Below are 25,337 nucleotides of genomic sequence, written 5' to 3'. Positions count from 1 at the left end.
ACCGTTGGTCGGCTCCTCCCCCAGCTCTACCGCGCCGCCAACGCCCGATAGGCGTGATCCAGCCGCTCCACATGCGCCTGCAGGTGGTCCGGGTGGCCATCATTGACCACCACGTCATCGGCCAATACCAGGCGCGCCTCGCGGCTGGCCTGGGCGGCGATCATGCGGTCGGCCAGGGCGGTATCGATGCCATCGCGCTGCATCAGCCGCGCGTGCTGCATGGCTACCGGCACGTCCACCACCAGGATCCGGTCCAGCCAGGGGTATTGCTGGCGGCCGCCAGCCTCGGTAAGCAGCGGAATCGCCGCGATCGCATACGGCCCTTCAGCCTGCTCGCAGGTTTCGCGCAGCAACTGCCGGATCGCCGGATGGGTGATCGCCTCCAGCGCCTGGCGCTCCTGCGCCGACGCGAAGATGCGGGCCCGCAGCGCAGCACGGTCCAGCTGGCCATCGGCCAGCAGGATGTCCTTGCCGAAGTGGGCGGCAATCCGCGCCAGGCCCTCGCTGCCCGGTGCCACCACGGCGCGGGCGGCCAGATCGGCGTCGGCCACGGTAATGCCCAGCGCCTCGAAGCGGCGGCTGACCTCGCTCTTGCCGGCGGCAATGCCGCCGGTCAGCCCGATCACGAAGCGGCTCATCGCGCGGCCCTCAACGCAGGCCGGCGTAGCTCAGGTAGCCGTCGATCAACGGCTCGCCCCACATGAACACGATCCAGCCGGCGATGGCCAGGTAGGGCCCGAACGGAATCGGCGTGGCACGGTCGCGGCCGCGCGAGTACAGCCAGATCGAGCCGATGATCGCGCCCACCACGGAGGACAGCAGGATGATCGGCAGGATGCCCTTGAGCCCGCACCAGGCGCCCAGGGCCGCCAGCAGCTTGAAATCGCCGTGGCCCATGCCTTCCTTGCCGGTGAGCTGCTTGAACAGCCACCACACCGACCACAGCGACAGATAGCCGGCCAGCGCACCCAGCAGCGCGGGCTTGGCGGGCATATAGAGATTGTCGCTGGCCGCGATCAGGCCCAGCCACATCAAGGGCAGGGTGAGCTGGTCGGGCAGCAACTGGGTACGCAGGTCGATGCCGGACAGCGCCATCAGGAAGCAGCTCAGCACGATCGCACCGAAACCCTGCCAGCCGAACCCGAACTGCCAGACGCTGGCGGCCACCAGCGCGGCGGTGAGCAGCTCCACCAGCGGGTACTGGATCGAGATCGGGGCATGGCAATGCCGGCACTTGCCGCGAAGGGCCAGCCAGCTGAACAGCGGGATGTTCTCGTACCAGGACAGCTTGTGCTTGCAGTGCGGGCAGTGCGAGGGCTCCACCACGATGCCCGGTGGTGGCGGCTCATAGATGTCCGGCTCTTCCAGCACCTCGCGCGCATCGCGCTTCCACTCCCACTCCAGCCGCTTGGGCAGGCGCAGGATCACCACGTTGAGGAAACTGCCGATCAGCAGTCCCAGTCCGACCGCGGCGGGGTAGCCGAGACCGGGATGCTGGTCGAGAAATGCCATTGATTAGTTATCCAACTACCGCGCCGAGTTTGAAGATGGGCAGGTACATGCCGATTACCATGCCGCCGACGATGGTACCAATGAACACCATGATCATCGGTTCCAGCAGGCTGCTCAGGGCGTCCACGGCATTGTTGACCTCCTGCTCATAATACTCGGCCACCTTGAACAACATGGTGTCCAGCGCGCCGGCCTCTTCGCCGATGGCGGTCATCTGCACCACCATGTGCGGGAACAGGTTGACCTGTTTCATCGCCATGTTGACCGGATAGCCGACCGACACGTCATCGCGCATGCGCAGGACCTTCTCCTCGTAGACCTTGTTGCCCGTAGCGCCTGCCACGATGCCCAGCGCTTCCACCAGTGGTACGCCGGCCTTGAAGGTGACGGCCGTGGTCCGGGCGAAGCGGGCGATCGCACTATTGTTCATGATCTGGCCGATGACCGGCACCTTGAGGATCCAGCGATCCATCGTGTGCTGCATCGTTGGTGAGCGTTTGTAGGCGTAGATGAAGCCAAATATGGAGATCAGTACAACGGCGAGCATGACCCACCAGTACGACACCATGAAGCGTGAGGCCGCCACGATCATCTGCGTGAAAGCAGGGAGTTCAGCGCCGAAGCTCTTGAACACCTCTTCGAACTGCGGCACGACGAACAGCAGAAGGATCGCACTTACGATTACCGCTACGGCGATGATCATGGCCGGATAGAACAAGGCCTTCTTGATCTTGCCCTTCAGGCCTTCGATGTTCTCTTTATAGGTTGCAATCGTATCCAGTACGGTCTCAAGCACGCCAGCGCCTTCACCTGCGCGAACCAGGTTGCGATAGAGCTCGTCGAACTGGACTGGATGGCGGCTGATCGCCTCGTAAAGCGAAGAGCCGCCTTCGATGTCCGTGCGAACTGAGTCGACCAGCTTGCGCATTCGCGGGTTTTTGTGTCCGCTGCCGATGATCTCCAGGGAGCTGACGATCGGTACGCCCGATTTCATCATGATTGCCATTTGGCGGCTGAAAAACGCGATGTCCTTCGAGCCAATCGCTGAGCCCGCAGCACCAAATATAGGTTTCGGTTTGGGCTTGACCACGCTAGGCATGATTCCCTGCCGGCGCAGTTCCGCGCGAAGCAGGTTGGCGTTCTTGGCGGGCTGTTCGCCCTTCATCTTGACACCTCGCTTGTCGGTCCCCTCCCAGACAAACGGCTTCAACTCCATGGTGCTACGCGCCACGGGCTCTTTCTTGATCGCGCTACGGCTGACAGACATACAGGGCTCCCCAGCCACACCATCCCCAGGCGGGCTATCTCGCCGCATGGTAGCCGGTTCCGGGAAGCGTTGGCAGTCCTGCCGGGCGTCCGGCTGGGGCAACCGGTCCAGACCGGGGGTGTCAAAAGGTGACGCAACAGGTCACATTGCCGGATGCGTCGCAATTTGTTGTGCGGGGGGTTCCAATCCTGAAGATTAGTGCCATCATTGCGCCGGGGAATGCTGGGGAGCATTGCTGGCACTGTTGGCACGCAACCTGCTTCGATCCACTCGCACGGGCGCCCGCCTAGCTCACCCGGTCCGCCGGTCAGGCAACGGCCCAGTGCCCTATCTATATTTCTACCTCTAGGGGATGTACTCATGAAGAAGCAGCAGGGCTTTACCCTGATCGAACTGATGATCGTTGTGGCGATCATCGCCATCTTGGCGGCCATTGCGCTGCCGGCATACCGCGACTACACCATTCGCGCAAAGGTCAGCGAGTCGGTCATGGCTCTGAGCGCATGCAAGACGTCCGTGACGGAATATTTCTCCGCCACCAACGCGCTTCCCACAACCTTGGCTGAGGCAGGGTGCAACGAGGCTACTGCTGACATCAGTAAGTACGTCGATCATCTGGCAATCAGTGGCACCGATGGCGCTATCACGGTCACGACTCAGGACACTGGCGCTACGGCAGCTGAGTGTGAATTGACGCTTACCCCGACGGTCAATGAGACCACCAATGAAATCACTGAGTGGGTTGGTACGCATGCTGGCTGTGCTGCAAAGTTTGTCCCCTCGAATTTCCGCGATGGCGGTGGTGCTTAAGCTGTCAATTAATAGAGTTGAAGGTGCCTAATAGGCTGCCTGCACTCAAGCACTAGAAGGCCCCCTCATGTTGTAAGAGGGGGCCTTTTGTTTTGTCCAATTGGTTGTATGAAGATGATTTGAAGGCCATGGTATGACAGAGTAACGATAATGACGCAACGATCGAGTGCGGTTATGCATTTATGAGTGATCTTCAGCGCCACACTGATACGGGCGCTCCTATATCTTCTGCTTGAATTCCTGCGCTCGTTGACTAAAAAATCTTCGTTACTTTGGAGTGCCGCATATGAGCGCCTCAGTTAACACTGCTGCAAACTTGGTGGGAATTACTGGGATTGCCCGTCGTCTTGTCCAAGATGGCGCACTTGAAGAGGCAGTCGCGCGCGAGGCAATGACTCAAGCGACGGCTGCGAGATTGCCGCTTCCCCAGTGGTTCGCGCAGAAAAAAATTGTTTCGGGTGCACAGCTTGCAGCTGCAAATGCTGTTGAGTTCGGCATGCCCCTGCTCGATGTTTCGGCGTTCGACAACAACCAGAACGCCATGGGTTTGGTCAGCGAGGAACTACTGCGAAAGCACCACGTGTTACCGCTGTTCAAGCGTGGCGGAAAACTCTTCATAGGCACCAGCAACCCCACCCACTCGCTGGACGAAATCAAGTTCCACACCAATCTGGTGGTGGAGCCGATCCTGGTGGATGAAGACCAGATTCGTCGCACGTTGGAGCAGTGGCAGTCCAAGCAGGACACGCTGGGCTCGGCGCTCGGCGGTGACGACGAGATGGGAGATCTGGACGTCTCCGCAGGAGACGAAGAGGGCGGCTCCATCGACTCCGGCGTCGACGTCAAAGGCGACGACACCCCGGTCGTAAAGTTCGTCAATAAAGTCCTCGTAGACGCCATCCGCAAAGGCGCCTCGGACATCCACTTCGAACCCTACGAAGACGACTACCGCGTGCGCCTGCGCATCGATGGTCTGCTCAAGAACGTGGCCAAGGCCCCGGTCAAGCTCAATCAGCGCATTGCCGCGCGCCTGAAGGTGATGGCGCAGCTGGATATCGCCGAGAAGCGCGTGCCGCAGGATGGGCGTATCAAGCTCAACCTCTCCAAGACGCGCCAGATCGACTTCCGCGTCAGCACCCTGCCGACCCTGTTCGGCGAGAAGGTGGTGCTGCGTATTCTCGATGGCAGCGCGGCCAAGTTGGGCATCGACAAGCTCGGTTACGAGCCGGCGCAGCAGAAGCTGTTCCTGGATGCGATCCACAAGCCGTATGGCATGGTGCTGGTCACCGGCCCGACCGGTTCGGGCAAGACGGTCTCGCTGTATACCGCGCTGGGCATCCTCAACGATGAAACGCGCAACATCTCCACGGCTGAGGATCCGGTGGAAATCCGCCTGCCCGGCGTCAACCAGGTGCAGCAGAACGTCAAGCGCGGCATGACCTTCGCCGCGGCGCTGCGCTCGTTCCTGCGCCAGGATCCGGACATCATCATGGTCGGCGAGATCCGTGACCTGGAAACGGCCGAGATCGCGATCAAGGCGGCGCAGACGGGCCACATGGTGCTCTCCACGCTGCATACCAACGATGCGCCGCAGACCATCGCGCGCCTGATGAACATGGGCATCGCGCCGTACAACATCACCAGCTCGGTGACGTTGGTGATCGCCCAGCGCCTGGCGCGCAGGCTGTGCAACCACTGCAAGCGCCCGGTGGAACTGCCGGCCAATGCGCTGCTGGCCGAAGGCTTCACCCAGGCCCAGCTGGATGCGGGGATCAAGCTGTTCGAGCCGGTTGGCTGCGATGAGTGCACCGAGGGCTACAAGGGCCGTACCGGTCTGTATCAGGTGATGCCGATGACCGATGAGATCTCCACCATCGTGCTGGCCGGTGGCAATGCGCTGCAGATCGCCGAGGCCGCGCAGCTGGCCGGGGTGAATGATCTGCGCCAGTCCGCGCTGATCAAGGCCGCGGCCGGGGTGACCGGGCTGGCCGAGATCAACCGCGTCACCAAGGATTGATCGGCGTCCGCAGATGAGAAAAGGCCCGCGCAAGCGGGCCTTTTTGTTTCTACTCCATCCCCAGCTTTTTCAGCTTGTAGCGCAACGCCCGGAAGGTGATGCCCAGCTGTGCAGCCGTGCGCGTCTTGTTCCAGCGGTTTTCTTCCAGCGCCTTCTGGATCGCGGTGCGTTCCATCTGCTCGATGTAGGAGGGCAGGGCGCCGTTGCCGGCCGGCAGATCGACCACCGCTTCCTCCTGGGTGGGCGGCGCATTGCCGCCCCCGAAGCGCGGGGCATGCTGGGGCAGGCGCAGGTCGCTGGCGCCGATGCGGTCTTCTTCGGCCAGGGCAAGCGCGCGCTCGAGGATGTTTTCCAGTTCGCGCACGTTGCCGGGGAAGTGGTACTGGGCCAGGGCTTCCAGCGCCGAGGGCGCCAGCAGCGGGGTCGGGCGGCCATGGGTGCGGGCCAGCCGGGCCAGGATCGAGGCGGCCAGCGCGGGCAGGTCGCTGCGGCGCTCGCGCAGCGGCGGCACGCGCAGTTCAATCACGTTGATGCGGTAGTACAGGTCGTGGCGGAAGCGGCCGTCTTCGACCAGCTCGCCCAGGTCCTTGTGCGTGGCCGAAAGGATGCGCACGTCGACTGGCACCTCGGTGGCGGCACCGACCGGGCGGATCGACTTTTCCTGGATCGCGCGCAGCAGCTTGACCTGCATCTGCAGCGGCAGCTCGGCCACTTCATCCAGGAACAGGGTGCCGCCGTGCGCGGCCTGGAACAGGCCGGGCTTGTCCGCATGCGCGCCACTGAAGCTGCCCTTCTTGTGGCCGAAGAACTCGCTTTCCATCAGTTCGGACGGAATCGCGCCGCAGTTGACCGGCACGAAGGCACCGGGCGCCCGGGCGCTCTGCGCGTGGATGGTACGCGCGACCAGCTCCTTGCCGACGCCGGATTCGCCGAGGATGTAGACCGGCGCCTGGCTGCGCGCGACCTTTCCGATGGTGGCACGCAGCACATCCATCGAAGGCGAATCGCCGAGCAGGCGTGCAGCCTGCTCCGGGGCGAGCGGTGCGGGCGCGGCGCGTTCGGTGTTGTTGAGCTCCAGCGCGTGCTTGACCAGGCCGCGCAGCACCGAGATGTCCACCGGCTTGCTGACGAAATCGAAGGCGCCGGCCTTCAGCGCTTCCACCGCCAGGTCCATGCTGCCGAACGCGGTGATCATCGCCACCGGCGTGCGCGGGTAGTGCTGGGCGATCTCGGTGACCAGTTCTATGCCGTTGCCATCGGGCAGGCGCATGTCGGTGATGCACAGGTCGTACGGATTGCTGGCCAGCAGTTCACGGGCTTCGGCGAGGTTGGCCGCGGTGCTGATGCGCAGGCCCATGCGGCCCAGGGTCAGTACCAGCAGTTCGCGGATGTCACGCTCGTCATCGACGACGAGGGCGCTGCGGGTGTCATTCATAAGGAAGGAAGATAGCCGAGGGCGGTCGTTGGCGACAAATGTTTGACGGTGGCGTGCGGGTGTGCGCTGCTCATCCGGCCATCATCGTGTGCGGGCCGGCCAGCACCAGCCGGAAACAGGCGCCACCGGCGGGCACCGAGACGTACTCCAGCCGTGCCTGGTTGGCGCGGCACAGTTCGCGGGCGATATACAGGCCCAGCCCGGTGCCGTGCTCGGAGGTGGTGAAGAACGGGCGGAACAGCTGGCTGGCGACGGTCTCGGGAATGCCGGGGCCGCGGTCCATCACATCGATGATGGCGGTGCGGTCCTGGCGCGCCACGCGCAGCCGCACGCGCGCCGGTTCCTCGGCCACGCGGCCGTACTTGAGTGCGTTGTGCACCAGCACGGTGAGGATCTGATGCAGGTGGCGCGGGTCGACCAGGGCGTGCACCGAGGTCTCGCTGATGATCGGCTCCACGCTGTCGGTTTCCAGCGACAGGCCCTGCTTGTACTCGAGCACGAAGCGGCGCACGAACGCGGCCAGATCCACGTTCTCCGGATTGGCACGCTCGCGCCGCGCCAGCCCGAGCACGCTTTCGACGATGCCGTTGGTGCGCTGGCATTGCTGGTTGATGATCTGCAGCAGGCGGCGGTCGGTGTCGCCGATATCGGTGGATTCTTCCAGCAGCTGGGCGGCGTAGTTGATCGCTGCCAGCGGGTTGCGGATCTCATGGGCCAGGCTGGCCGAGAAGCGCCCCATCGCCGAGAGCGTCAAGGACTCGGCACGCCGCGAGACCACGGTGGAGTCATCCAGGAACACCAGGGTGAGGTCGCTGCCGGCCAGCAGGCGGGCAAAGCGTGGCTGCACTTCGGGCTGGTCCGGCGAAAGCTGCAGCGGCATTTCTTCGTTGGTCCAGCCATTGCGCCAGCGCAGCAGCCGGCGGCTCAGCTCCGGCGCGGCACTGCCCAGTTCCAGCTTGCCGCTGCCACTGTTGCCGTCGGCATCGCCGAGCAGCGTGGAGGCAGCCTCGTTGGCCAGGGTGATGCGGTTGGCGCCGTCCACCACGATCACGCCGGTGCGCATGCGGCGGATGATCAGCTCGTTGATCTGGAACAGGTTGGCCACTTCATCGCCGCGCTGGTTGGCCAGCTGCTGGTTCATGCGGGCGCGGTTGCCGACCTGGTAGCTGATGAAGGCGATGGCCAGGTAGCTGGTGACGAACATGGCCAGCTCGGCCAGGGTGCGGGTCGGGTCGCCGCCCTCGAGCTGCTTCCAGAGGTATTCGCCGGCGGTGGCCGCGCTGGCGGCAGTGGCCAGGCCCAGCCCCATGCTCAGCGGCAGCAGGGTCGCGGCGGCGGCGATGTTGAACAGCAGCGACATCGAGATGCCCGCGCTGGCCCCGGGCAGCGCGTGGGCGAGCAGGGTGGCGGCGATGATGTCGGCGGCCACGCTCCACACCACGATGGTGCGCAGCCAGCGCTCGTTGCGCCCGAACAGCAACACCAGCACGGCCACCACCAGGTAGCCGCTGGCCACGATGGTCGCCAGCCTGGGGTGGTCAGCGGTGCCGACCAGCCCGCTCAACGGGCTGAACAGCAGCGCGCCGATGACGGTGGCCATCAGCAGGCGGTACAGCGCGAAGAAATACAGCTCGCGCCGCGGTATCGATTCGATGCGGTCGATCAATGAAGCACTGGGTGACACGCCGGAACTCCCCTTCTGGCATGGGGGCAGTGTAGGGGGTCCAGCCGGGTTTGGGGGCGGGCGGCCGGGGCGGGGCGTGTGAAGGCCGGGCGGTGCGCGGGTGCGGCTCAGCTGCGCGGCCGTGCCGGAAGGGGCCCGGGCGGCTGTTTCCGGCACCTTCCGCAACTGTCTGAAATTGCGCCGGAAACGGCTCCCCGCGCGTGTCCTGGGACTGACTTCTTTGCGCCTGCGCGCCGGGTCGTCCACAATAGTGGGCCCGCCGCGGTCCTTACCGGCGCCCCCGTGAGGGAGCCTTGGAGATGCGTGCGGTCGTTCCTATTCCCACGGTGACGCATGAATTTCCACGAATACCAGTCAAAACAGCTGCTTGCCGAGTACGGCATTCCCGTTCCGGCCGGCAAGGTCGCGGCTACCCCGGACGAAGCGGTTGAAGCTGCCAACGCCCTGGGCCAGGGCCCCTGGATGGTCAAGGCGCAGATCCACGCTGGCGGCCGCGGCAAGGCTGGCGGCGTCAAGTTCTGCAAGACCACCGACGACGTGAAGGCCGCTGCGGCCAAGATGCTCGGCACCAAGATGGCCACCTACCAGACCGCCGGCGTTGAACTGCCGGTCAACCTGGTGCTGGTGACCACCGCCGGTGAGATCGTCAAGGAACTGTACCTGTCGGTGCTGGTTGACCGTGGCACCAAGACCATCACCTACATCGCCTCTTCGGAAGGCGGCGTGGAGATCGAGCAGGTCGCCGCTGAAACCCCGGAGCTGATCCACTCGCTCAACGTCGATTTCGTTGAAGGCGTGCAGGGTTACCACGGCCGTGATTTCGGCTTCAAGCTGGGCCTGACCGCCAAGCAGGCCGGCCAGTTCGCCAACATCATGGTGAACCTGTACCGCCTGTTCAACGAAAAGGACCTGGCCCTGGTTGAAATCAACCCGCTGGCCATCCTGGACGACGGCAACCTGTACGCGCTGGACGGCAAGTTCGACAGCGACGACAACGCCGCGTTCCGTCAGAAGGCGCTGGTCGCCATGCGCGACAAGACCCAGGAAGATCCGACCGAAGTGATCGCTTCGGAGCTGGACATCAACTACGTCACCATGGACGGCAACATCGGCTGCATGGTCAACGGCGCCGGCCTGGCCATGGCCACCATGGACGTCATCAAGCTCAACGGCGGCGAGCCGGCGAACTTCCTGGACGTGGGCGGCGGTGCCAACAAGCAGCGCGTCATCGAAGCGTTCAAGCTGATCCTGTCCTCGGACAAGGTCGAAGGCATCTTCGTCAACATCTTCGGCGGCATCGTCCGCTGCGACATGATTGCCGAAGGCATCATCGCCGCTGTGAAGGAAGTGGGCGTCAAGGTTCCGGTCGTGGTGCGCCTGGAAGGCACCAACGTGGAAGAAGGCAAGCAGCTGCTGCGCGACAGCGGCATGGCCATCATCCCGGCTGACAACATCAACGACGGTGCCAAGAAGATCGTCGAAGCTGTCAAGAACGCCGCCTGATACCGACACCAAGGAATTCCCATGTCTGTTTTGATTAACAAGAACACCAAGGTGATCGTGCAGGGCTTCACCGGCCAGCAGGGCACCTTCCACGCCACTCAGATGATCGAGTACGGCACCCAGGTTGTTGGCGGCGTGACCCCCGGCAAGGGCGGCACCACCCACATCGACCTGCCGGTCTTCAACACCGTTGCCGACGCCGTGCAGAGCACCGGCGCCAATGCCTCGGTCATCTACGTGCCGCCGCCGTACGCGGCTGATGCGATCCTGGAAGCCGCTGCTGCTGGCATCCAGGTCATCGTGTGCATCACCGAAGGCATTCCGGTGCTGGACATGCTGCGCGTCAAGAACGTGCTGACCCGTTCGCATCCGGACACCGTGCTGATCGGGCCGAACTGCCCGGGCGTCATCACCCCGGGTGAGTGCAAGATCGGCATCATGCCGGGCCACATCCACCAGCCGGGCAAGATCGGCATCGTGTCGCGTTCGGGCACCCTGACCTATGAAGCGGTCAAGCAGACCACCGAAGTCGGCCTGGGCCAGTCCACCTGCATCGGTATCGGTGGTGACCCGATCAACGGCCTGAACTTCGTCGACTGCCTGAAGCTGTTCAACGAAGATCCGCAGACCGAAGGCATCATCATGGTCGGCGAAATCGGCGGCGACGCTGAAGAAGCCGGTGCCGAGTACATCAAGAACCACGTGAAGAAGCCGGTCGTCGGTTTCATCGCGGGCGCCTCGGCTCCGGCCGGCAAGCGCATGGGCCACGCCGGTGCGATCGCATCGGGCGGCAAGGGCACCGCGGAAGGCAAGTTTGCCGCCATGGAAGCTGCTGGCGTTGTGACCGTCCGTTCGCCGGGCGATCTGGGCGCTGCCATCGCCAAGCTGGTGAAATAAGACGCCGGCCGCATCCGCGGCCGACGTCCGGTAGAGCCGACCGTTGGTCGGCTGCGTAAAACAGAAGGCCGCCTCCGGGCGGCCTTCTGCGTTGGCGCGATCGCCAAACGGTCATCGCCCGATCTGCGCAGCGCCGGCCGCTGGCCGGCTGCGCATGACGCCGCACGCGCGCGTGGTTGCCGGCCAGCAGCCGGCACTACAATGAGCGCAGTACACCTACAGGCTGGAACCCCATGACGTCGCTCCGCATTGCCCTGGCGCAGTTCGATTTCCCGGTTGGCGCGGTGGCGCAGAACACCGACAACATCATCGCGATGATCGCCGAGGCGCGCGATGAGTACGGTGCCGAGCTGGTGGTGTTCCCGGAGCTGGCGATCAGCGGCTACCCGCCGGAGGATCTGCTGCTGCGCCCGGGCTTCCTCTACGACTGCCAGCAGGCGCTGGCGCGCATCGCCGCCGCCACCACCGGCATCGCCGCGGTGGTCGGTTGGCCGCAGGCCGCTGGCGCGGTGGTCTACAACGCGGCCAGCGTGCTGCGCGATGGCAAGGTCGAACACACCTATCGCAAGCGCGAGCTGCCCAACTACGCGGTGTTCGATGAGCGCCGTTACTTCGATGTCGACCCGGACGGCGGCAGCTGCGTGTTCGAGCTGAAGGGCGTGCCGGTCGGCGTGCTGGTCTGCGAAGACCTGTGGTTCGCCGAGCCGCTGGCAGACACCGTCCGTGCGGGCGCGCAGCTGGTGGTGGTGCCCAATGCCTCCCCCTACGAGCGCGGCAAGCACGCCCAGCGCGACGCGCTGCTGGCTGAGCGGACCCGTGAGAGCGGGGCGGCGATCGCCTACCTCAATGTGGTGGGGGGGCAGGACGCACTGGTGTTCGATGGCGCCTCGGTGGTCGCTGACGGCGACGGCACGGTGCACCCGGCCGCGGCAGCTTTCACCGACCAGTGGCTGGTGGTGGATTACGACGCCGGCACCCGCCGCTTCCTGCCGCGCGAGTGGATCGACGATGGCGACGAGAGCATGGACGCGCTGGCCTGGCGTGCGGTGACCCGCGGCATCCAGGACTACTGCCGCAAGAACGGCTTCAAGAAGGTCTGGCTGGGCCTGTCCGGCGGTATCGATTCGGCGCTGGTGCTGGCCATGGCGGTGGACGCGCTGGGCGCGGCCAATGTCACCGCGGTGCGGCTGCCGTCGCGCTACACGGCGGACATGTCCAACGACCTGGCGGCCGAGCAGTGCCGCGCGCTGGGTGTGACGCTGGAGGCGGTCTCGATCGAGCCGGTGTTCGAGGGCCTGATGGCCGCGCTCGGCCCGATGTTCGAGGGGCAGGCCGCGGATGTGACCGAAGAGAACCTGCAGTCGCGCAGCCGTGGCGTGATCCTGATGGCGCTCTCCAACAAGTTCGGCGGGCTGCTGCTGACCACCGGCAACAAGAGCGAGTACGCGGTGGGCTACGCCACCATCTACGGGGACATGTGCGGCGGCTATGCCCCGCTCAAGGACCTGTACAAGACGGAGGTGTTCGGGCTCTCCAAGTGGCGCAATACCGTGGGCGGCGCCCCGGTGATCCCGCCGGCGGTGATTTCCCGCCCGCCCTCGGCCGAACTGCGCGCCAACCAGACCGACCAGGACTCGCTGCCGGCCTACGACGTGCTGGACGGCATCCTGTACCGCTACGTGGACCAGGAGCAGTCGCGCGAGGAGATCGTGGCCGCCGGGTACGCCGCCGAGGTGGTGGACCGTGTGCTGCGCCTGGTGCGCACCAGCGAGTGGAAGCGCCACCAGGCGGCCCCGGGGCCGAAGGTCTCGCGCCGCGCTTTCGGGCGTGAGCGCCGGTATCCGATCAGCAATGGGTACAAGGGGTAGGCGCCAAGCCGGTAGGTGCCGACCGTTGGTAGGCGCCGGGGGCGTGGGGCGTGGAGCGGGCGTCGAAGGGCGGCCGGGGAAGGGCGCCCGGGGTGCGGAGAGCAGCCGACCAACGGTCGGCGCTACTGGCGTCGCTGCCGCGACACCTCGTCGGCGTCGCCACCGGGTAATAAAAAAGGCCCCTTTCGGGGCCTTTTCTATTATTTGCGGTTCATCGTGGCGTTGCGTTCACCGGTACTGGCGGACTTCTCGCCGGCAAACGGGTTCAGCTTGCGGACCATCCACGGGTACTTCGGCCACTTGCCCTGCAGCCACGGGTGGTCGGGCTGGTTCAGCTCGAGCACGCGGCGGGCATCGTCGGCCAGGGTCTTGTTGCCCAGGTGGGTGTAGGCCTCGCCCAGGGCGGCCACGGCGTCGTACTGGAACGCGCTCTGCGGGTAGTTCTCCAGCAGGAAGTTGGCGCGGCCGGCGGCCGAGACGTACGCCTCGCGGCGCAGGTAGTACAGGGCGTTGTCCAGCTCGTACTGGGCGAACACGTCGCGCAGGGCGATCATCCGCTGGCGCGCATCGGCGGCGTAGCGGCTGTTGGGGTAGCGCTCGGTGACGATGGTGAAATCGGCATAGGCCTGGCGCGGGCTCGACAGGTCGCGGCGGCTCGGGTCCAGCGACCAGACGCGGCGCAGGAAGACCGTGTCGCGATTGCCATTGGCCAGGCCGCGCAGGTAGTACATGTAGGCGATGTTGCGGTGGGTCGGGTAGGTACGGATGAAGCGGTCCACGCTGGACACCGCGTCATCGTGCTTGCCGGCCTTGTACTGCGCGTAGGCGCTTTCGATCATGGCCTGTTCGGTGTACGGGCCATACGGGTACTGGGCTACCAGGCGGCGGAAGCTGGCTTCGGCACCGCTCCAGTTCCCCCCTTCCATGAGCTTGTGGCTCTTCTCGTAGAGCGTTTCGACCGGCAGGCCTTCATCCGGATTCTTGCCCTTGGTACCGCGGTGACAGCCGGTGGCGACGAAGAGCAGCACCAGCATCAGGGCGGCGAGGCGGACGGGCGCGGACAGCATAACGGAGCGTCGGATCATGGGGTCAGGGCGGGACGCGGCTGGAATACGAAGGGTCGATGATAGCCTAGTGGCCTGTCCCGCGACTGAAACTGGTCGCCCGGACCCCAAAATTGTCCCTATTGCGGTGTGCCCCCATGTCCGATACCCCTGCTGATTCCGATTCCCCCCGCCAGGCCATCGTGCCCGATACCGCCGCCGGCCGGCGTTTTGACGCGGTCCTGGCCGAGCTGTTCCCCGAATTCTCCCGGTCCAAGCTGACCGAGTGGATCAAGTCCGGCGACGTCCTGCTGGACGGCGACACCGTGCGCGGGCGCGACCCCGTGCGCGGTGGCGAGGTGGCCAGCCTGCATGTCGTGCTCGACACCCAGACCCATGCCGAGCCGGAGGACATCCCGCTGGAGGTCCTGTACGAGGACGAGCATGTGTTCGTGATCAACAAGCCGGTCGGCCTGGTGGTCCACCCGGGCGCGGGCAACCCGACCGGCACCCTGGTTAATGCGCTGCTGTTCCGCGACCCGTCGCTGTCGGTGCTGCCGCGCGCGGGCATCGTGCACCGCCTGGACAAGGACACCAGCGGTGTCATGGTGATCGCCCGCACGATCCAGGCGCAGACCGCGCTGGTCGAGCAGCTCTCCGCGCGTGAAGTGCACCGCCAGTACCTGGCCGTGGTGGTGGGTGCGCTGGTCTCCGGCGGTACCGCCACCGCCGGTATCGACCGCCACCCGCGCGACCGCATCCGCATGGCGGTGCGCGAAGACGGCAAGGAAGCGATCACCCATTACCGCCTGCGCGAGCGTTTCCGTGCGCACACCGCGCTGGAATGCCGCCTGGAAACCGGCCGTACCCACCAGATCCGCGTGCACATGGCACACCTGCGTCATCCGATCATCGGCGACCAGTTGTATGGCGGTGCGCTGAAGCTGCCCAAGGGCGCCAGCGATGAACTGGTCGCCGAACTGCGCGGCTTCAAGCGCCAGGCGCTGCACGCTGAAAAGCTGGAGTTCGTGCACCCGATCACCGGCGAGAAGATCACCAACAGCGCGCCGCCGCCGGCCGACATGCAGGCCCTGCTGCACGCCCTGCGCGAAGACAGCAAGCGCTTCGCCGAGCAGGAACGCAACCGCCGCTGATGGATGCCACCGTGCCCGTGCTGCCTGTGCTGCCCGCCGACTGGCAGGCCCCGAGCGGGGTCCATGCGCTGACCACCCTGCGCTACGGCGCGGGCGGTTCAGTGGCGCCGTTCGACCAGTTCAACATGGGCAACCGCTACGCCGCCGACGGGGATGACCCGGCGCAGGTGCAGCGCAACCGCGACCTGCTGGTGCCCGGGTTGGGCCTGCCCTCGGCGCCGCATTGGTTGCGCCAGGTGCATGGCACCGGCGTGCGGCGCTTCGCTGCGCCGCCAACGGCCATCGGCGTTGAGGCCGAACCCACTGCCGATGCCGCCGTGACCTCGGTCCCGGGCGTGGTGCTAACCATCCTCACCGCCGACTGCCTGCCGGTGGTCTTCGCCGCGCGCGATGGCAGCGAGATCGGGGCTGCCCATGCCGGCTGGCGTGGGCTGGCCGACGGGATGCTGGAGGCCACCGTGGCCGCCATGCAGACCCCGGCCGCGCACCTGCAGGCGTGGCTGGGCCCAGCCGCCGGGCCGGCGCTGTATGAAATCGGCGGGGACGTGTTCGAGGCCTTCGTCGAGCGCGACGCGGGCGCCGCGGCGGCCTTCGTGGCGACCCGACCGGGGCACTGGAAGGTGGACCTGTACGCGCTGGCCCGCCTGCGCCTGCAGGCCGCCGGGATGGACGCGGCCCACATCAGCGGCGGCCAGTACTGCACCCTGGCCGATCCGCAGCGGTTCTACTCGCACCGGCGCGACCGCCGCACCGGGCGGATGGCCACCCTGGCGTGGATCGCGCCCTGACTGTTCGTGGGCCGGTTGGAGAACCGGCCGCCGGCCCGTGATCGTGTTCGATGGCATCTGCGCGCTGTGCAGCCGCTGGGCGCGTTTCCTGCTGCGCGTCGACACGCGGGGCCGCTATCGCTTCGCGGCGATGCAGGGCGGCCGGCACCACCGTACGCGCCTCCCGTCGCCCGGCCGCATCATCCTTCCAGCGCCTGCAGATAGGTCTGCCGCCAATGGTTGATGTCATAGGTGCGCAGGTGATCCATCATCGCCTGCCAGCGCTCCACGCGCTTCTTCAGCGGCATGGTCGCGGCGGTGGCGATCGCATCGGCCACGCCATCCAGGTCATGCGGATTGACCAGCAGCGCCTGCTTCAATTCATCCGCCGCACCGGCCAGCAGTGACAGCACCAGCACGCCCGGATTTTCGGGGTCCTGCGAGGCGACGTACTCCTTGGCGACCAGGTTCATGCCGTCGCGCAACGGGGTCACCAGGCCCACTGCCGCCGCCCGGTAGAAGCCGGTGAGGGTGGCATGGGTGAAGTTCTGGTTGACGTAGCGCAGCGGGGTCCAGTCGGGCGCGGCATGCCCGCCGTTGATGTGGCCGGCGATCTGCTCCAGCTGGCTGCGCAGCTGGCGGTACTCGGTGACATCCCCGCGCGAGACCGGGGCGATCTGCAGGTAGGTCAGCGAGCCGTGCTGGTCCGGGTGGCGCTCCAGATAGCGCTCGAAGCCTTGGAAGCGCTCCGGCAGGCCCTTGGAGTAGTCGAGGCGATCCACGCCGATCGCCAGCTGACGATTGCGCAGGCTGCCGCGCAGGTCCTTGACCGCCGGCTTGTTCGCCCCGGCCTTGGCCTGGCGCGCGATGAAGTCGGTATCGATACCGATCGGGAAGGCCGCGGCGCGGAAACGCCGGCCGCCGGGGGCTTCCAGCTCGCCATCCGGCAGCACGCGCCCACCGCCGAACAGACGCACATAGGACTGGAAACGGTCCGCATCGCGCTGGGTCTGGAACCCAACCAGGTCGTAGGCGTACAGGCTGGAGAACAGCCGCAGGTGGTCCGGCATCGCCTGCAGCAGGTCGGCCGAGGGCATCGGCACGTGCAGGAAGAAGCCGATCCGGCAGCCGATGCCGCGCTCGCGCAGCAGCGAGGCGAGCGGGATCAGGTGGTAATCGTGGATCCAGACAATATCGTCTTCGCGCAGCAGCGGCGCGAGCTTCTCGGCGAACAGCGCATTGACCCGCCGATACGTTTCGCGCGTGGCGCGGTCGTAGTCGACCAGGTCCAGCCGGAAATGCAGCAGCGGCCACAGCGTGCGGTTGGCGAAGCCGTTGTAGTAGCCGTCCACGTCGCGCTTGTTGAGGTCCATGGTGACGTAGCGGATGTCACCGTCGACCTGCTCGTGCAGGGCGCCGCTGTTGTCGCGGACCGACTTGCCGCTCCAGCCGAACCACAGGCCGCCGCGTTCCTTGAGGGCCGCCAGCAGACCGACCGCCAGCCCGCCGGCGCGGGATTCACCGGGCACGGCAACCCGGTTGGAGACGACGACCAGGCGGCTCATGACGCCTCCTGCCAGCTGCGCGACAGGCGCATGGCGGCGGTGATCAGACCGACATGCGAATAGGTCTGCGGGAAGTTGCCCCAGGCCTCGCCATTGTCGAAGGCGAGATCCTCGGAGAGCAGGCCCAGGTGATTGCGGCGCTCCAGCAGCATCTCGAACATCTCGCGCGCTTCGTCCAGCCGCCCGATCGCCGCGAGCGCATCGATGTACCAGAACGTGCAGATGGTGAAGCTGGTTTCCGGCTCGCCGAAGTCATCCGGCGCCACGTAGCGGTACAGCGCGTTGCCATGCTTGAGATCGCGCCCGATCGCCTCGACCGTGGCGACGAAGCGCGCATCGGTGGCGTCGATGAAGCCGATGTCGGCCAGCAGCAACAGCGAGGCATCCAGGCGATGCCCGCCGAAGGTATCGGTGAAGTGCCCGAGCTCTTCGCTCCACGAGTCGCGCATGATGCGCGCATGGATGATGTCGGCACGCTCGCGCCAGTAAGTGGCGCGGTCATCCAGCTTCAACCGTACCGCGATCTTGCACAGGCGGTCGCAGGCGGCCCAGCACATCGCGCTGGTGTAGGTATGCACTTCGGTGCGGCCGCGGAATTCCCACAGCCCGGCATCGGGCACGTCGTGCAGGGTGAAGGCCTGCTCGCCGAGCGGCTCCAGCCGCGCGAAGGTGTGCGCATCGCCCGGGTCCTGCAGGCGGCGATCGAAGAACAGCTGGGTGGAGGCGAGCACCACACTGCCGTACACATCATGCTGGCGCTGCACCCAGGCCAGGTTGCCACGGCGCACCGGGCCCATGCCGCGGTAGCCGGACAGCGAAGGCACTTCGCTTTCTTCCAGCTTCGCTTCGAAGCTGATGCCGTACAGCGGCTGCAGGCTGCCATCGGCAGTGGCCAGGTTGAAGATGTAACCGAGGAACTGCTCCATCGTGCGGGTCGCACCGAGGCGGTTGAGCGTACGCACCACGAAGGCGGCATCGCGCAGCCAGCAGTAACGGTAATCCCAGTTGCGGATGCTGCCGGGCGCCTCCGGGATGGAGGTGGTCATCGCGGCGATGATCGCGCCGCTGTCCTCGTACTGGCACAGCTTGAGCGTGATCGCGCTGCGGATCACCGCATCCTGCCATTCCAGCGGGATCGACAGATAGCGCACCCATTCGCGCCAGTAGTCGCGCGTGCGCTGGAGCGAGTCCTGCACATAGCCGCTCAGTGAGCGGTTGAGCGATTCATCCACGCCGAGCACGAGGTGCACCGGATGGTTCAACACGAACGGCAGGCCGTCGCGCACGAAGCGCAGCGGCACATCGGTGGTCAGGCGCAGCACGTGGTCGGGCAGCACCCAGCGGATGTGGTTGCTGCCCCAGGTCGAATCGGGAACACGCGCGCCCCAGTCGGCCAGTGGACGCGCGCGTACGATGATGCGCGGGTTGCCCGACAGCGGGCGGACCTGGCGGATCAGGCTGACCGGCCGGTAGAAGCGGTCGTTCTGGCGCCAGCGCGGCGCGAAATCGATGATTTCCAGCGCGCCGCCGTGCTTGTCGCGCAGCACGGTGCGCAGGATGGCAGTGTTGGTCAGGTAGCTCTGTTCGCTGTCGACCATGTCCTCCAGCTCGATGCCGAAGTCACCGCCTTCCTGTTGATTGGGGCCGAGCAGGGCGCAGAAGGTCGGGTCGCCGTCGAAGGTCGGCAGGCAGCTCCAGACGACGCGCGCGTGCTTGTCGATCAGCGCGCCGAAGCTGCCATTGCCGACCACGCCCAGATTCAGATCGGGTTCGCTCATGATGCAGGAAGTCTCGTGTCATGCCGCGGCGGCACACCGGTGGGGGAGACCTGCGCGCGGCGTCAGGGGGCCTTGGAATCAAGGCATCAGTAGGCATTCTCGCGAAGCCAGGCGTGCACGCTGCGTATCGTCGGCAGCGCGAACACCGCATCGCTGGGTTCGCGCGCACCAACCAGCACGCTCCAGCCATGCAGATCGTTGGCCGCGCCAAAGCCAAATTCATCGGTGAGGTCATCGCCGACGAACACCGGCATGCGGTCCCGGAACGGCGGCTGCAGCATCAGCTGCCGCATCGCACGGCCCTTGTCGCTGCCTTCGGGCAGGAACTCGATCACATGGTCGCCGGGCTGCAGCCGGTAACCGCCGTGCCCGCGGATATGCCGTTCCGCGAAGGCGCGCACATCATTGGCGGCGTGCGGCGCACCGCGCCAATGCAGGGCCAGGCTGCGGCCCTTGTCTTCCACCAGCACGCCGGGATAGCCGTGCGCGAACCGCATCGCCTGCTGGTGCAGGGCATGCAGCCACTCACTGGTATCGGCGGAGGGATCGCTGCTCTGCGCGCGCTGTTCATGGTTGCGCAGTTCGTGGCCATGCAGGCCCGCGGCGGGCAGGCTCAGGGGAGCGAAGAGTTTATCCAGCTGGGCAAGCGGGCGCCCGCTGATCAGGGCGACCGCGCCATCCAGGCGGTCGCTGATGCGCCCGATGGCTTCACGCACATCGGGCAGCAGCGCGACCGACTCGGGGTCGTCCGCGAATTCGATAAGGGTGCCATCCACGTCCAAGAACAGCGCACAGGCATCGTCCAGCAGCGGCGGCGGCGGACGTTGGGGGAAGTCGTTGGCCATGGTGACCAACATGCCAGCGTGGGTGTGATCGCCAGGTCATGGCATCACGTCACACAGCCTCCCCGTTCACCCACGGTAGAGCCGACCATCGGTCGGCTGCACACATCCGACGGTAGAGCCGACCGTTGGTCGGCTGCACCCCGTCAGAACGTATATCGCACGCGCCCGTAGTAATACGCACCATTGCTGCCGATCGGTGACAGCACGTCATACGGCAGGTTGCCGAAGTAGTAGATGTCGTCGTTGGACAGGTCCGAATAGTTGTCGGTCAGGTTCTGCCCACCCAGCGCCACGCTCCACTGCGGGGTGATCTTGTACTCCACTTCGGCATCCAGCTGCCACTCGGCGCCGTAGGTCTGGCGCGGAATGTAGCCGTCACCGAAGTTGAACACCCGGGTGACGCTGCCATAGCGGCTGAGACGGCTGCTCAGCGACCAGCGGTCGTTGGCCCAGCTGGCCGCGAGCGCAGCGCGTGTGCGCGGGGTGGCATCGGTCAACGTATTGGTCTCTTCCACGCCGAACAGCACGTAGTCCGGATCCAGCGCGAGCAGGCCCGGCGGGGTGGCAAGCACGTTCTTCAGCGTGGTCTTGGTGTAGGCGTAGGTGCCGGTCAGCACCAGCTCGCCATCCCCCAGCGACTGCCGCCAGTTGCTCACCAGTTCCGCACCGCGGGTGCGCGTATCGGCGGCATTGACGAAGAAGCTGGCGCTCTGCAGGCCGGCCACGCCGAACTGCTGCTGCACGTAATCGGTCAGCGCGTCACCGGTGATGCTTTCCGACAGCGCGATGCGGTCATCGATGTCGATCTGGAAGAAGTCCAGCGAGACATCGAAGTGGTCGCCGATGCGGCTGGTGAAGCCCAGGCTGGTATTGAGCGACTTCTCCGGCTTCAGATCGGTGGCGCCCAGGCCACGCGCGATCGGATTGTTGACCGACAGCACCCGGCCCTGCACCAACTGGCCGGCGGCGTTGTAGCCGGTGGAGGTGGATTCGTAGCCGATCTGCGCCAGCGAGGGCGCGCGGAAGTTGTTGGAGATCGCACCGCGCAGTGCGAAGGCCGGCGTGAACTCATAGCGCAGGCCCAGCTTGCCGGTGAGCTCGCCACCGAAGTCATCGCTGTGCTCGTAACGTGCCGCCAGGTCGCTGGAGAAATGCTCGCCGAACTGGCTCGACAGGCTGGCATAGGCGCTGGCGACATCCCGCGAGAGCGAGGTCGCGTCCTGCGGGGTCAGGCCACCACCGGCCTGCGAGCCGGTCGGGCGATCCGTGAACGGGCCGGCGGCATAGCTGGTCGGATCCCCCGGGCGGGTCTGGTAATGGTCGCGGCGCGCTTCCAGGCCCAGGCCCAGGCTGTGGGTGATGTCATCGCCCTGGGAGAACACGCGGCCGAGATCGAGGTTCGCCACCGTCAGTTCATTGCGGTAATCACCGGTCTTGAACCGGGTCGGGCTGGTCGGGCCGAGCGAGGCGTTGAGCGAGTTGCGCAGGCGGTAGGTGAAGGTGTTGACGCCGTAATCCAGGCTCGCGTCGTAGTTCCACTCGCCCCACTGGCCCTTCGCACCGGCCACGGCCTGCACGTCGCGGTTCTCGCCCTCGGAGATCGGGCGGTAGCCGTTCGGGTAGATCTGCGCCCAGTTGGCGTCGCTGTCCGGGTAGCGGAAGTAGTTCGCGCCTTCGCTGTCGCGCTGGTTGAAGGTGGCGAAGCTGTAGAACGTGGAGGTTTCGCCGAACGGCAGCTGTGCGTTGTACCAGGCGTTCAGATCCTTGGTCTTGCCATCGCCAAGCTCGTAGTTGCGCTTGCCCTGCAGGGCCAGGTTGGTCGGGGTCTGGTCCCACGGCGGGATCTGGTCGAAGCCGGCGCGGTTGGTGCCCTCGTGGTTCTTCAGTTCCAGGCCGACGCGCAGGAAGCCGCCCTTGTCGCCCAGCGCGGTGCCGACCTTGGCGCTGGCGTAGCTGGTCTGGCCATCGGTGATGGTGCGGTCGATCGCCTTGAGGTCGGTGTGGTTGGCGCCGAAGCTGGCTTCGAACGCGCCGCCTTCGGGCGCGTCATCCAGGATCACGTTGATCACGCCAGCCACCGCATCGGAGCCGTACAGCGCACCGGCGCCGTCGCGCAGTACCTCGATGCGCTTGATCGCGCTGACCGGGATCGCGTTGAAGTCGACCGGGGTGGTGCCCTTGCCGATCTTGCTGTCGGTGTTGACCAGCGCGCTGCTGTGGCGGCGCTTGCCGTTGACCAGCACCAGCACCTGATCGGGCGAGAGGCCGCGCAGCTGGGCCGCCCGGATATGGTCGGCGCCGCCGGAGTTGGACTGGCGCGGGAAATTGAACGAGGGCAGCAGCGCCTGCAGCGCGCTGCCCAGCTCGCCATTGACCACGCCGGCCTTGCGGATGTCCTCGGCGGTAAGCACGTCCACCGGGGAGGTGGATTCCAGCACGGTCCGGTCGATGGCGCGGGTACCGGTGACGATCACGGTGTCCAGCGTTTTGGCGGTGTTCGGCGCGTCCTGCGCAAGTACGTCCTGGGCCAGCAGGGGGGAGGAGAGGACGAGCGCGATGGCAAGGCCAAGGCGCGACGCGGACGGACGGGACATGCGGACTCCAGCAGAACGACGAGGGGGGAGGGGCGGGGGAGGGAGGAGCGGGAGACCCCGACCAATGGTCGGAACTACCAATCCATCCGGATGAAGCGATATATTATCTTCGCGTGATCGCCCTGTGTGACGCAAGTCCCATCGGGGTGGTTATCAGCAGATAGCCGTTGGCGATCTGCGCCGGACCCGGATGTCCGGCACGCTCCTTCCCCTGCCTGTCCCTGTGTTTCCGGAGAGTTGTCCATGTCGTTCCGCACCATCCTGATTGCCCTGGTCCTGGCCACCAGCGGCTGTGCCACCGCTGCCCCGGCTGCCAAGCCGACCCCGCCGGTCGCCGCCACGGCCACGCTGCAGGGCGACGCCGCGCGCCCGGACGCTGCCGCCGGCTGGGTGCGCAGTGAGCTGTATTTCGGCGTGGGCGAAGAGAGCGGCGTGGCCGACCGCCCGCAGACCGAGGGCATCACCGACGCGCAATGGCGCGCCTTCCTCGACAAGGAAGTCACCCCGCGCTTCCCGGACGGCCTGACCGTGTTCGATGCTTACGGCCAGTGGCTGTTCCGCGGCGCGCCCGAGCCGAACCGCCTGCGTACCAAGGTGCTGGTGGTCCTGCACGAGAACACGCCGCAGCGCCGCGCTGACATCGAAGCGATCCGCCTGGCATGGAAGCAGGCGACCGGGCACCAGTCGGTGCTGTGGGCGCAGCAGGCGGTTGAAGTCTCGTTCTGACCGGGCGGTGTCACGGTGCGACGCGTTGACGCGCGCCGCACCGACCACATCAGTGTCACCCGCGCATCGCTAGGATCGGGCCTCCCGCATCGAGGAAGTCCTGTCATGAGCAAGCGTGTTGCCGAGATCGTGGTCGACACTCTCCAGGCCGCCGGCGTCCGCCACTGTTACGGCATCGTCGGCGACACCCTCAACCATGTCACCGATGCGCTCCATCGCAGTGACATCGAGTGGGTGCACATGCGCCACGAAGAGGTCGCGGCGTTCGCGGCCGGCGCCGAGTCGCTGATCAGCGGGCAGCTGACCGCCTGCGCCGGCTCCTGCGGGCCGGGTGGTCTGCACTTCATCAACGGCATCTTCGAGAGCAACCGCAACCGCGCGCCGATGGTGCTGATCGCCAGCCAGGTGGTCACCGCCGAGCTGGGCATGGAGTTTCCGCAGGAAGTCGATTTCAAGGCGGTGTACAGCAGCTGCAGCGTGTTCTGCGAGCAGGTGCACAGCCCGGAGCAGGCACGACGTGTGGTGACGCTGGCCTGCCAGGCGGCGATCAGCCGTCGCGGCGTGGCGGTGGTGATCCTGCCGGCCGATATCAGCGAAGCCGAGGTCAAGCACGATGTGCCGTTCTCGGTGCACTACACCCAGCCGGTGCTGCGACCCTCGGACGATGAACTGCAACGCATTGCCGCCCTGATCGGTGAGGGCAAGCGGATCGGCATCTATGCCGGCGCCGGCTGCGAGCATGCACACGATGCGCTGGTCGCCCTCGGGGCCAGGCTCAAGGCGCCGATCGCGCATACCTCGCGCGCGAAGGATTTCGTGGAGTACGACAACCCGTACAACATGGGCATGACCGGCATCTTCGGCATCGAGTCCGGGTACCACACGCTGATGGCCTGCGACACGCTGCTGCTGCTCGGGGCGGATTTCGCATGGGGCCAGTACTACCCGGACAAGGCCACGCTGATCCAGGTGGATCGCGATGGCAGCCACCTGGGCCGCCGCCATCCCGTGAACCTGGGCGTGGTCGGCGATATCGGCCCCACGTTGGAGGCGCTGCTGCCGTTGCTGCCCGAACGCGATGACCGCAGCTTCCTGGACGAATGCCTGGAGCACCGCGAGAAGGCCCTGGCCACGCGGGCCAAGGAAGAGCAGCCGGGCGAGGGCGAGCTGATCCACCCGCAGCATCTGACCGCGCTGATCGACCGGCACGCCGCCGACGATGCCCTGTTCACCGCCGACGGCGGCTCGCCGATGGTGTGGATCCTGCGCCATATCCGCGTCAATGGTCGCCGCCGCACCCTGACCAGCCTGCTGCACGGCACGATGGCCAACGCCATGCCGCAGGCGCTGGGCCTGCAGAAGGCCTACCCGGGCCGGCAGGTGATCTCGCTGTCCGGTGACGGTGGCCTGGCGATGCTGCTCGGCGATCTGCTCACCGCGGTGCAGGAAAATCTGCCGATCAAGGTGGTGGTCTACAACAACAGCTCGCTGAATTTCGTGGAGCTGGAGCAGAAGGTCGAAGGCCTGCTGGACAACTACACCGACCTGAAGAACCCCGATTTCGGCCGCCTGGCCGAAGTGATCGGCTTCTATGGCCGCACCGTGACCCGCTCCGAAGACCTGGAGCAGGCCGTGCAGGACATCCTGGCCCATCCGGGCCCGGCGCTGCTGGATGTGCACACCAGCCCGACCGAGCTGGTGATGCCGCCGCAGGTAGAGGCCAAGCAGGTGGCCGGCACCGCGCTGTATGCGGCCAAGGCCCTGCTCAGCGGGCGGGTCGGCGATGTGCGGGACCTGTTGGCGAACAACTTCCTCAACAAGCCCTGATCCGGGCGGGGGGCGCACGCCCGCGTCCCCCGCCGTTCCATCCAT

Annotated in this window: 19 protein-coding genes and 1 pseudogene; 10 read left to right on the top strand and 10 right to left on the bottom strand. The window is 66.1% G+C overall.

The genetic code is table 11. The features are described 5' to 3' along the window. Window positions 1-26: 26 nt before the first annotated feature. Genes coaE through ACTT2I_RS13825 form a run of 3 tightly spaced genes read right to left on the bottom strand, consistent with a single transcriptional unit; the run spans window position 27 to window position 2,779 of the window. Complete coding sequence (gene coaE, locus ACTT2I_RS13835; RefSeq protein ID WP_421099076.1) at window positions 27-638, bottom strand: dephospho-CoA kinase; 612 nt, start codon at window positions 636-638, stop codon at window positions 27-29. A 10-nt stretch (window positions 639-648) separates the two neighbouring features. Beyond that, entirely contained in the window at window positions 649-1,512 is an 864-nt protein-coding gene (locus tag ACTT2I_RS13830; protein WP_443096692.1) for a prepilin peptidase, read from the bottom strand. A gap of 7 nt (window positions 1,513-1,519) precedes the next feature. Next, the gene (locus tag ACTT2I_RS13825) at window positions 1,520-2,779 is read right to left on the bottom strand and encodes a type II secretion system F family protein (RefSeq protein WP_421099077.1); all 1,260 of its coding nucleotides are present in this window, start codon (window positions 2,777-2,779) and stop codon (window positions 1,520-1,522) included. A 360-nt stretch (window positions 2,780-3,139) separates the two neighbouring features. Between ACTT2I_RS13825 and ACTT2I_RS13820 the strand changes: the two genes are divergently transcribed. After that, window positions 3,140-3,589, top strand: coding sequence for a pilin (locus ACTT2I_RS13820; protein ID WP_443096691.1), 450 nt, complete (start codon window positions 3,140-3,142; stop codon window positions 3,587-3,589). A gap of 319 nt (window positions 3,590-3,908) precedes the next feature. After that, window positions 3,909-5,606 (top strand): type IV-A pilus assembly ATPase PilB, encoded by a 1,698-nt coding sequence (gene pilB, locus ACTT2I_RS13815; RefSeq protein WP_421099404.1) that lies wholly within the window; start codon window positions 3,909-3,911, stop codon window positions 5,604-5,606. Between the two features lie 49 nt (window positions 5,607-5,655). On the opposite strand, the gene ACTT2I_RS13810 is transcribed toward pilB, so the two are convergent. Together ACTT2I_RS13810 and ACTT2I_RS13805 are read right to left on the bottom strand one after the other, a co-directional pair. Beyond that, the gene (locus ACTT2I_RS13810; protein WP_293983313.1) at window positions 5,656-7,041 is read right to left on the bottom strand and encodes a sigma-54-dependent transcriptional regulator; all 1,386 of its coding nucleotides are present in this window, start codon (window positions 7,039-7,041) and stop codon (window positions 5,656-5,658) included. A gap of 70 nt (window positions 7,042-7,111) precedes the next feature. Beyond that, entirely contained in the window at window positions 7,112-8,725 is a 1,614-nt protein-coding gene (locus ACTT2I_RS13805; protein WP_088432731.1) for a sensor histidine kinase, read from the bottom strand. Window positions 8,726-9,058: 333 nt separating this feature from the next. Here ACTT2I_RS13805 and sucC point away from each other — a divergent pair, with 333 nt between their 5' ends. The 3 genes from sucC to ACTT2I_RS13790 all read left to right on the top strand — a co-directional run bounded on the left by sucC (window position 9,059) and on the right by ACTT2I_RS13790 (window position 12,993). Next, window positions 9,059-10,228, top strand: a complete 1,170-nt coding sequence (gene sucC, locus ACTT2I_RS13800) for an ADP-forming succinate--CoA ligase subunit beta (RefSeq protein WP_293983307.1) — start codon at window positions 9,059-9,061, stop codon at window positions 10,226-10,228. Between the two features lie 21 nt (window positions 10,229-10,249). After that, window positions 10,250-11,125 (top strand): succinate--CoA ligase subunit alpha, encoded by an 876-nt coding sequence (gene sucD / locus ACTT2I_RS13795; RefSeq protein WP_019183943.1) that lies wholly within the window; start codon window positions 10,250-10,252, stop codon window positions 11,123-11,125. Between the two features lie 233 nt (window positions 11,126-11,358). Next, window positions 11,359-12,993, top strand: a complete 1,635-nt coding sequence (locus ACTT2I_RS13790; protein ID WP_088433875.1) for an NAD+ synthase — start codon at window positions 11,359-11,361, stop codon at window positions 12,991-12,993. A 200-nt stretch (window positions 12,994-13,193) separates the two neighbouring features. On the opposite strand, the gene ACTT2I_RS13785 is transcribed toward ACTT2I_RS13790, so the two are convergent. Beyond that, complete coding sequence (locus tag ACTT2I_RS13785) at window positions 13,194-14,078, bottom strand: outer membrane protein assembly factor BamD (RefSeq protein WP_088433876.1); 885 nt, start codon at window positions 14,076-14,078, stop codon at window positions 13,194-13,196. Between the two features lie 116 nt (window positions 14,079-14,194). Between ACTT2I_RS13785 and rluD the strand changes: the two genes are divergently transcribed. The 3 genes and pseudogenes from rluD to ACTT2I_RS13770 all read left to right on the top strand — a co-directional run. Next, window positions 14,195-15,190, top strand: a complete 996-nt coding sequence (gene rluD / locus ACTT2I_RS13780; RefSeq protein ID WP_421099079.1) for a 23S rRNA pseudouridine(1911/1915/1917) synthase RluD — start codon at window positions 14,195-14,197, stop codon at window positions 15,188-15,190. Then, the gene (gene pgeF, locus ACTT2I_RS13775) at window positions 15,190-15,978 is read left to right on the top strand and encodes a peptidoglycan editing factor PgeF (protein WP_088433877.1); all 789 of its coding nucleotides are present in this window, start codon (window positions 15,190-15,192) and stop codon (window positions 15,976-15,978) included. Before rluD ends, pgeF begins: the two co-directional genes overlap by 1 nt. A 37-nt stretch (window positions 15,979-16,015) precedes the next feature. Continuing rightward, window positions 16,016-16,123, top strand: a pseudogene (locus ACTT2I_RS13770) (DCC1-like thiol-disulfide oxidoreductase family protein); the annotation flags it as partial. Window positions 16,124-16,157: 34 nt separating this feature from the next. On the opposite strand, the gene otsA reads toward ACTT2I_RS13770, so the two are convergent. The 4 genes from otsA to ACTT2I_RS13750 all read right to left on the bottom strand — a co-directional run bounded on the left by otsA (window position 16,158) and on the right by ACTT2I_RS13750 (window position 22,739). After that, on the bottom strand, window positions 16,158-17,522 hold the full coding sequence (otsA, locus tag ACTT2I_RS13765; protein WP_088433878.1) for an alpha,alpha-trehalose-phosphate synthase (UDP-forming): 1,365 nt from the start codon (window positions 17,520-17,522) through the stop codon (window positions 16,158-16,160). Continuing rightward, complete coding sequence (locus ACTT2I_RS13760) at window positions 17,519-19,300, bottom strand: glycoside hydrolase family 15 protein (RefSeq protein WP_421099080.1); 1,782 nt, start codon at window positions 19,298-19,300, stop codon at window positions 17,519-17,521. The genes otsA and ACTT2I_RS13760 overlap by 4 nt, the downstream gene beginning before the upstream one ends. 86 nt (window positions 19,301-19,386) lie before the next feature. Beyond that, on the bottom strand, window positions 19,387-20,145 hold the full coding sequence (otsB, locus tag ACTT2I_RS13755) for a trehalose-phosphatase (RefSeq protein WP_088433909.1): 759 nt from the start codon (window positions 20,143-20,145) through the stop codon (window positions 19,387-19,389). A gap of 143 nt (window positions 20,146-20,288) precedes the next feature. Next, window positions 20,289-22,739 carry a TonB-dependent receptor plug domain-containing protein gene (locus ACTT2I_RS13750; protein ID WP_421099081.1) on the bottom strand — a complete coding sequence of 817 codons (2,451 nt, stop codon included), beginning with the start codon at window positions 22,737-22,739 and terminating at the stop codon, window positions 20,289-20,291. Between the two features lie 243 nt (window positions 22,740-22,982). On the opposite strand from ACTT2I_RS13750, the gene ACTT2I_RS13745 reads away from it, so the two are divergent. Both ACTT2I_RS13745 and ACTT2I_RS13740 read left to right on the top strand, forming a co-directional pair. Next, window positions 22,983-23,465, top strand: coding sequence for a DUF3574 domain-containing protein (locus ACTT2I_RS13745; protein WP_421099082.1), 483 nt, complete (start codon window positions 22,983-22,985; stop codon window positions 23,463-23,465). Between the two features lie 105 nt (window positions 23,466-23,570). Then, window positions 23,571-25,292: a thiamine pyrophosphate-dependent enzyme gene (locus ACTT2I_RS13740; protein ID WP_293984136.1), complete on the top strand. Its 1,722-nt coding sequence runs from the start codon at window positions 23,571-23,573 to the stop codon at window positions 25,290-25,292. Window positions 25,293-25,337 lie beyond the last annotated feature (45 nt).

It is taken from the genome of Stenotrophomonas sp. PUT21, from assembly GCF_052232875.1.
Lineage (GTDB): Bacteria > Pseudomonadota > Gammaproteobacteria > Xanthomonadales > Xanthomonadaceae > Stenotrophomonas > Stenotrophomonas maltophilia_N.
Note: the sequence above shows the minus strand (reverse complement) of the source record. Positions and strands in the feature narration are given on the sequence as shown.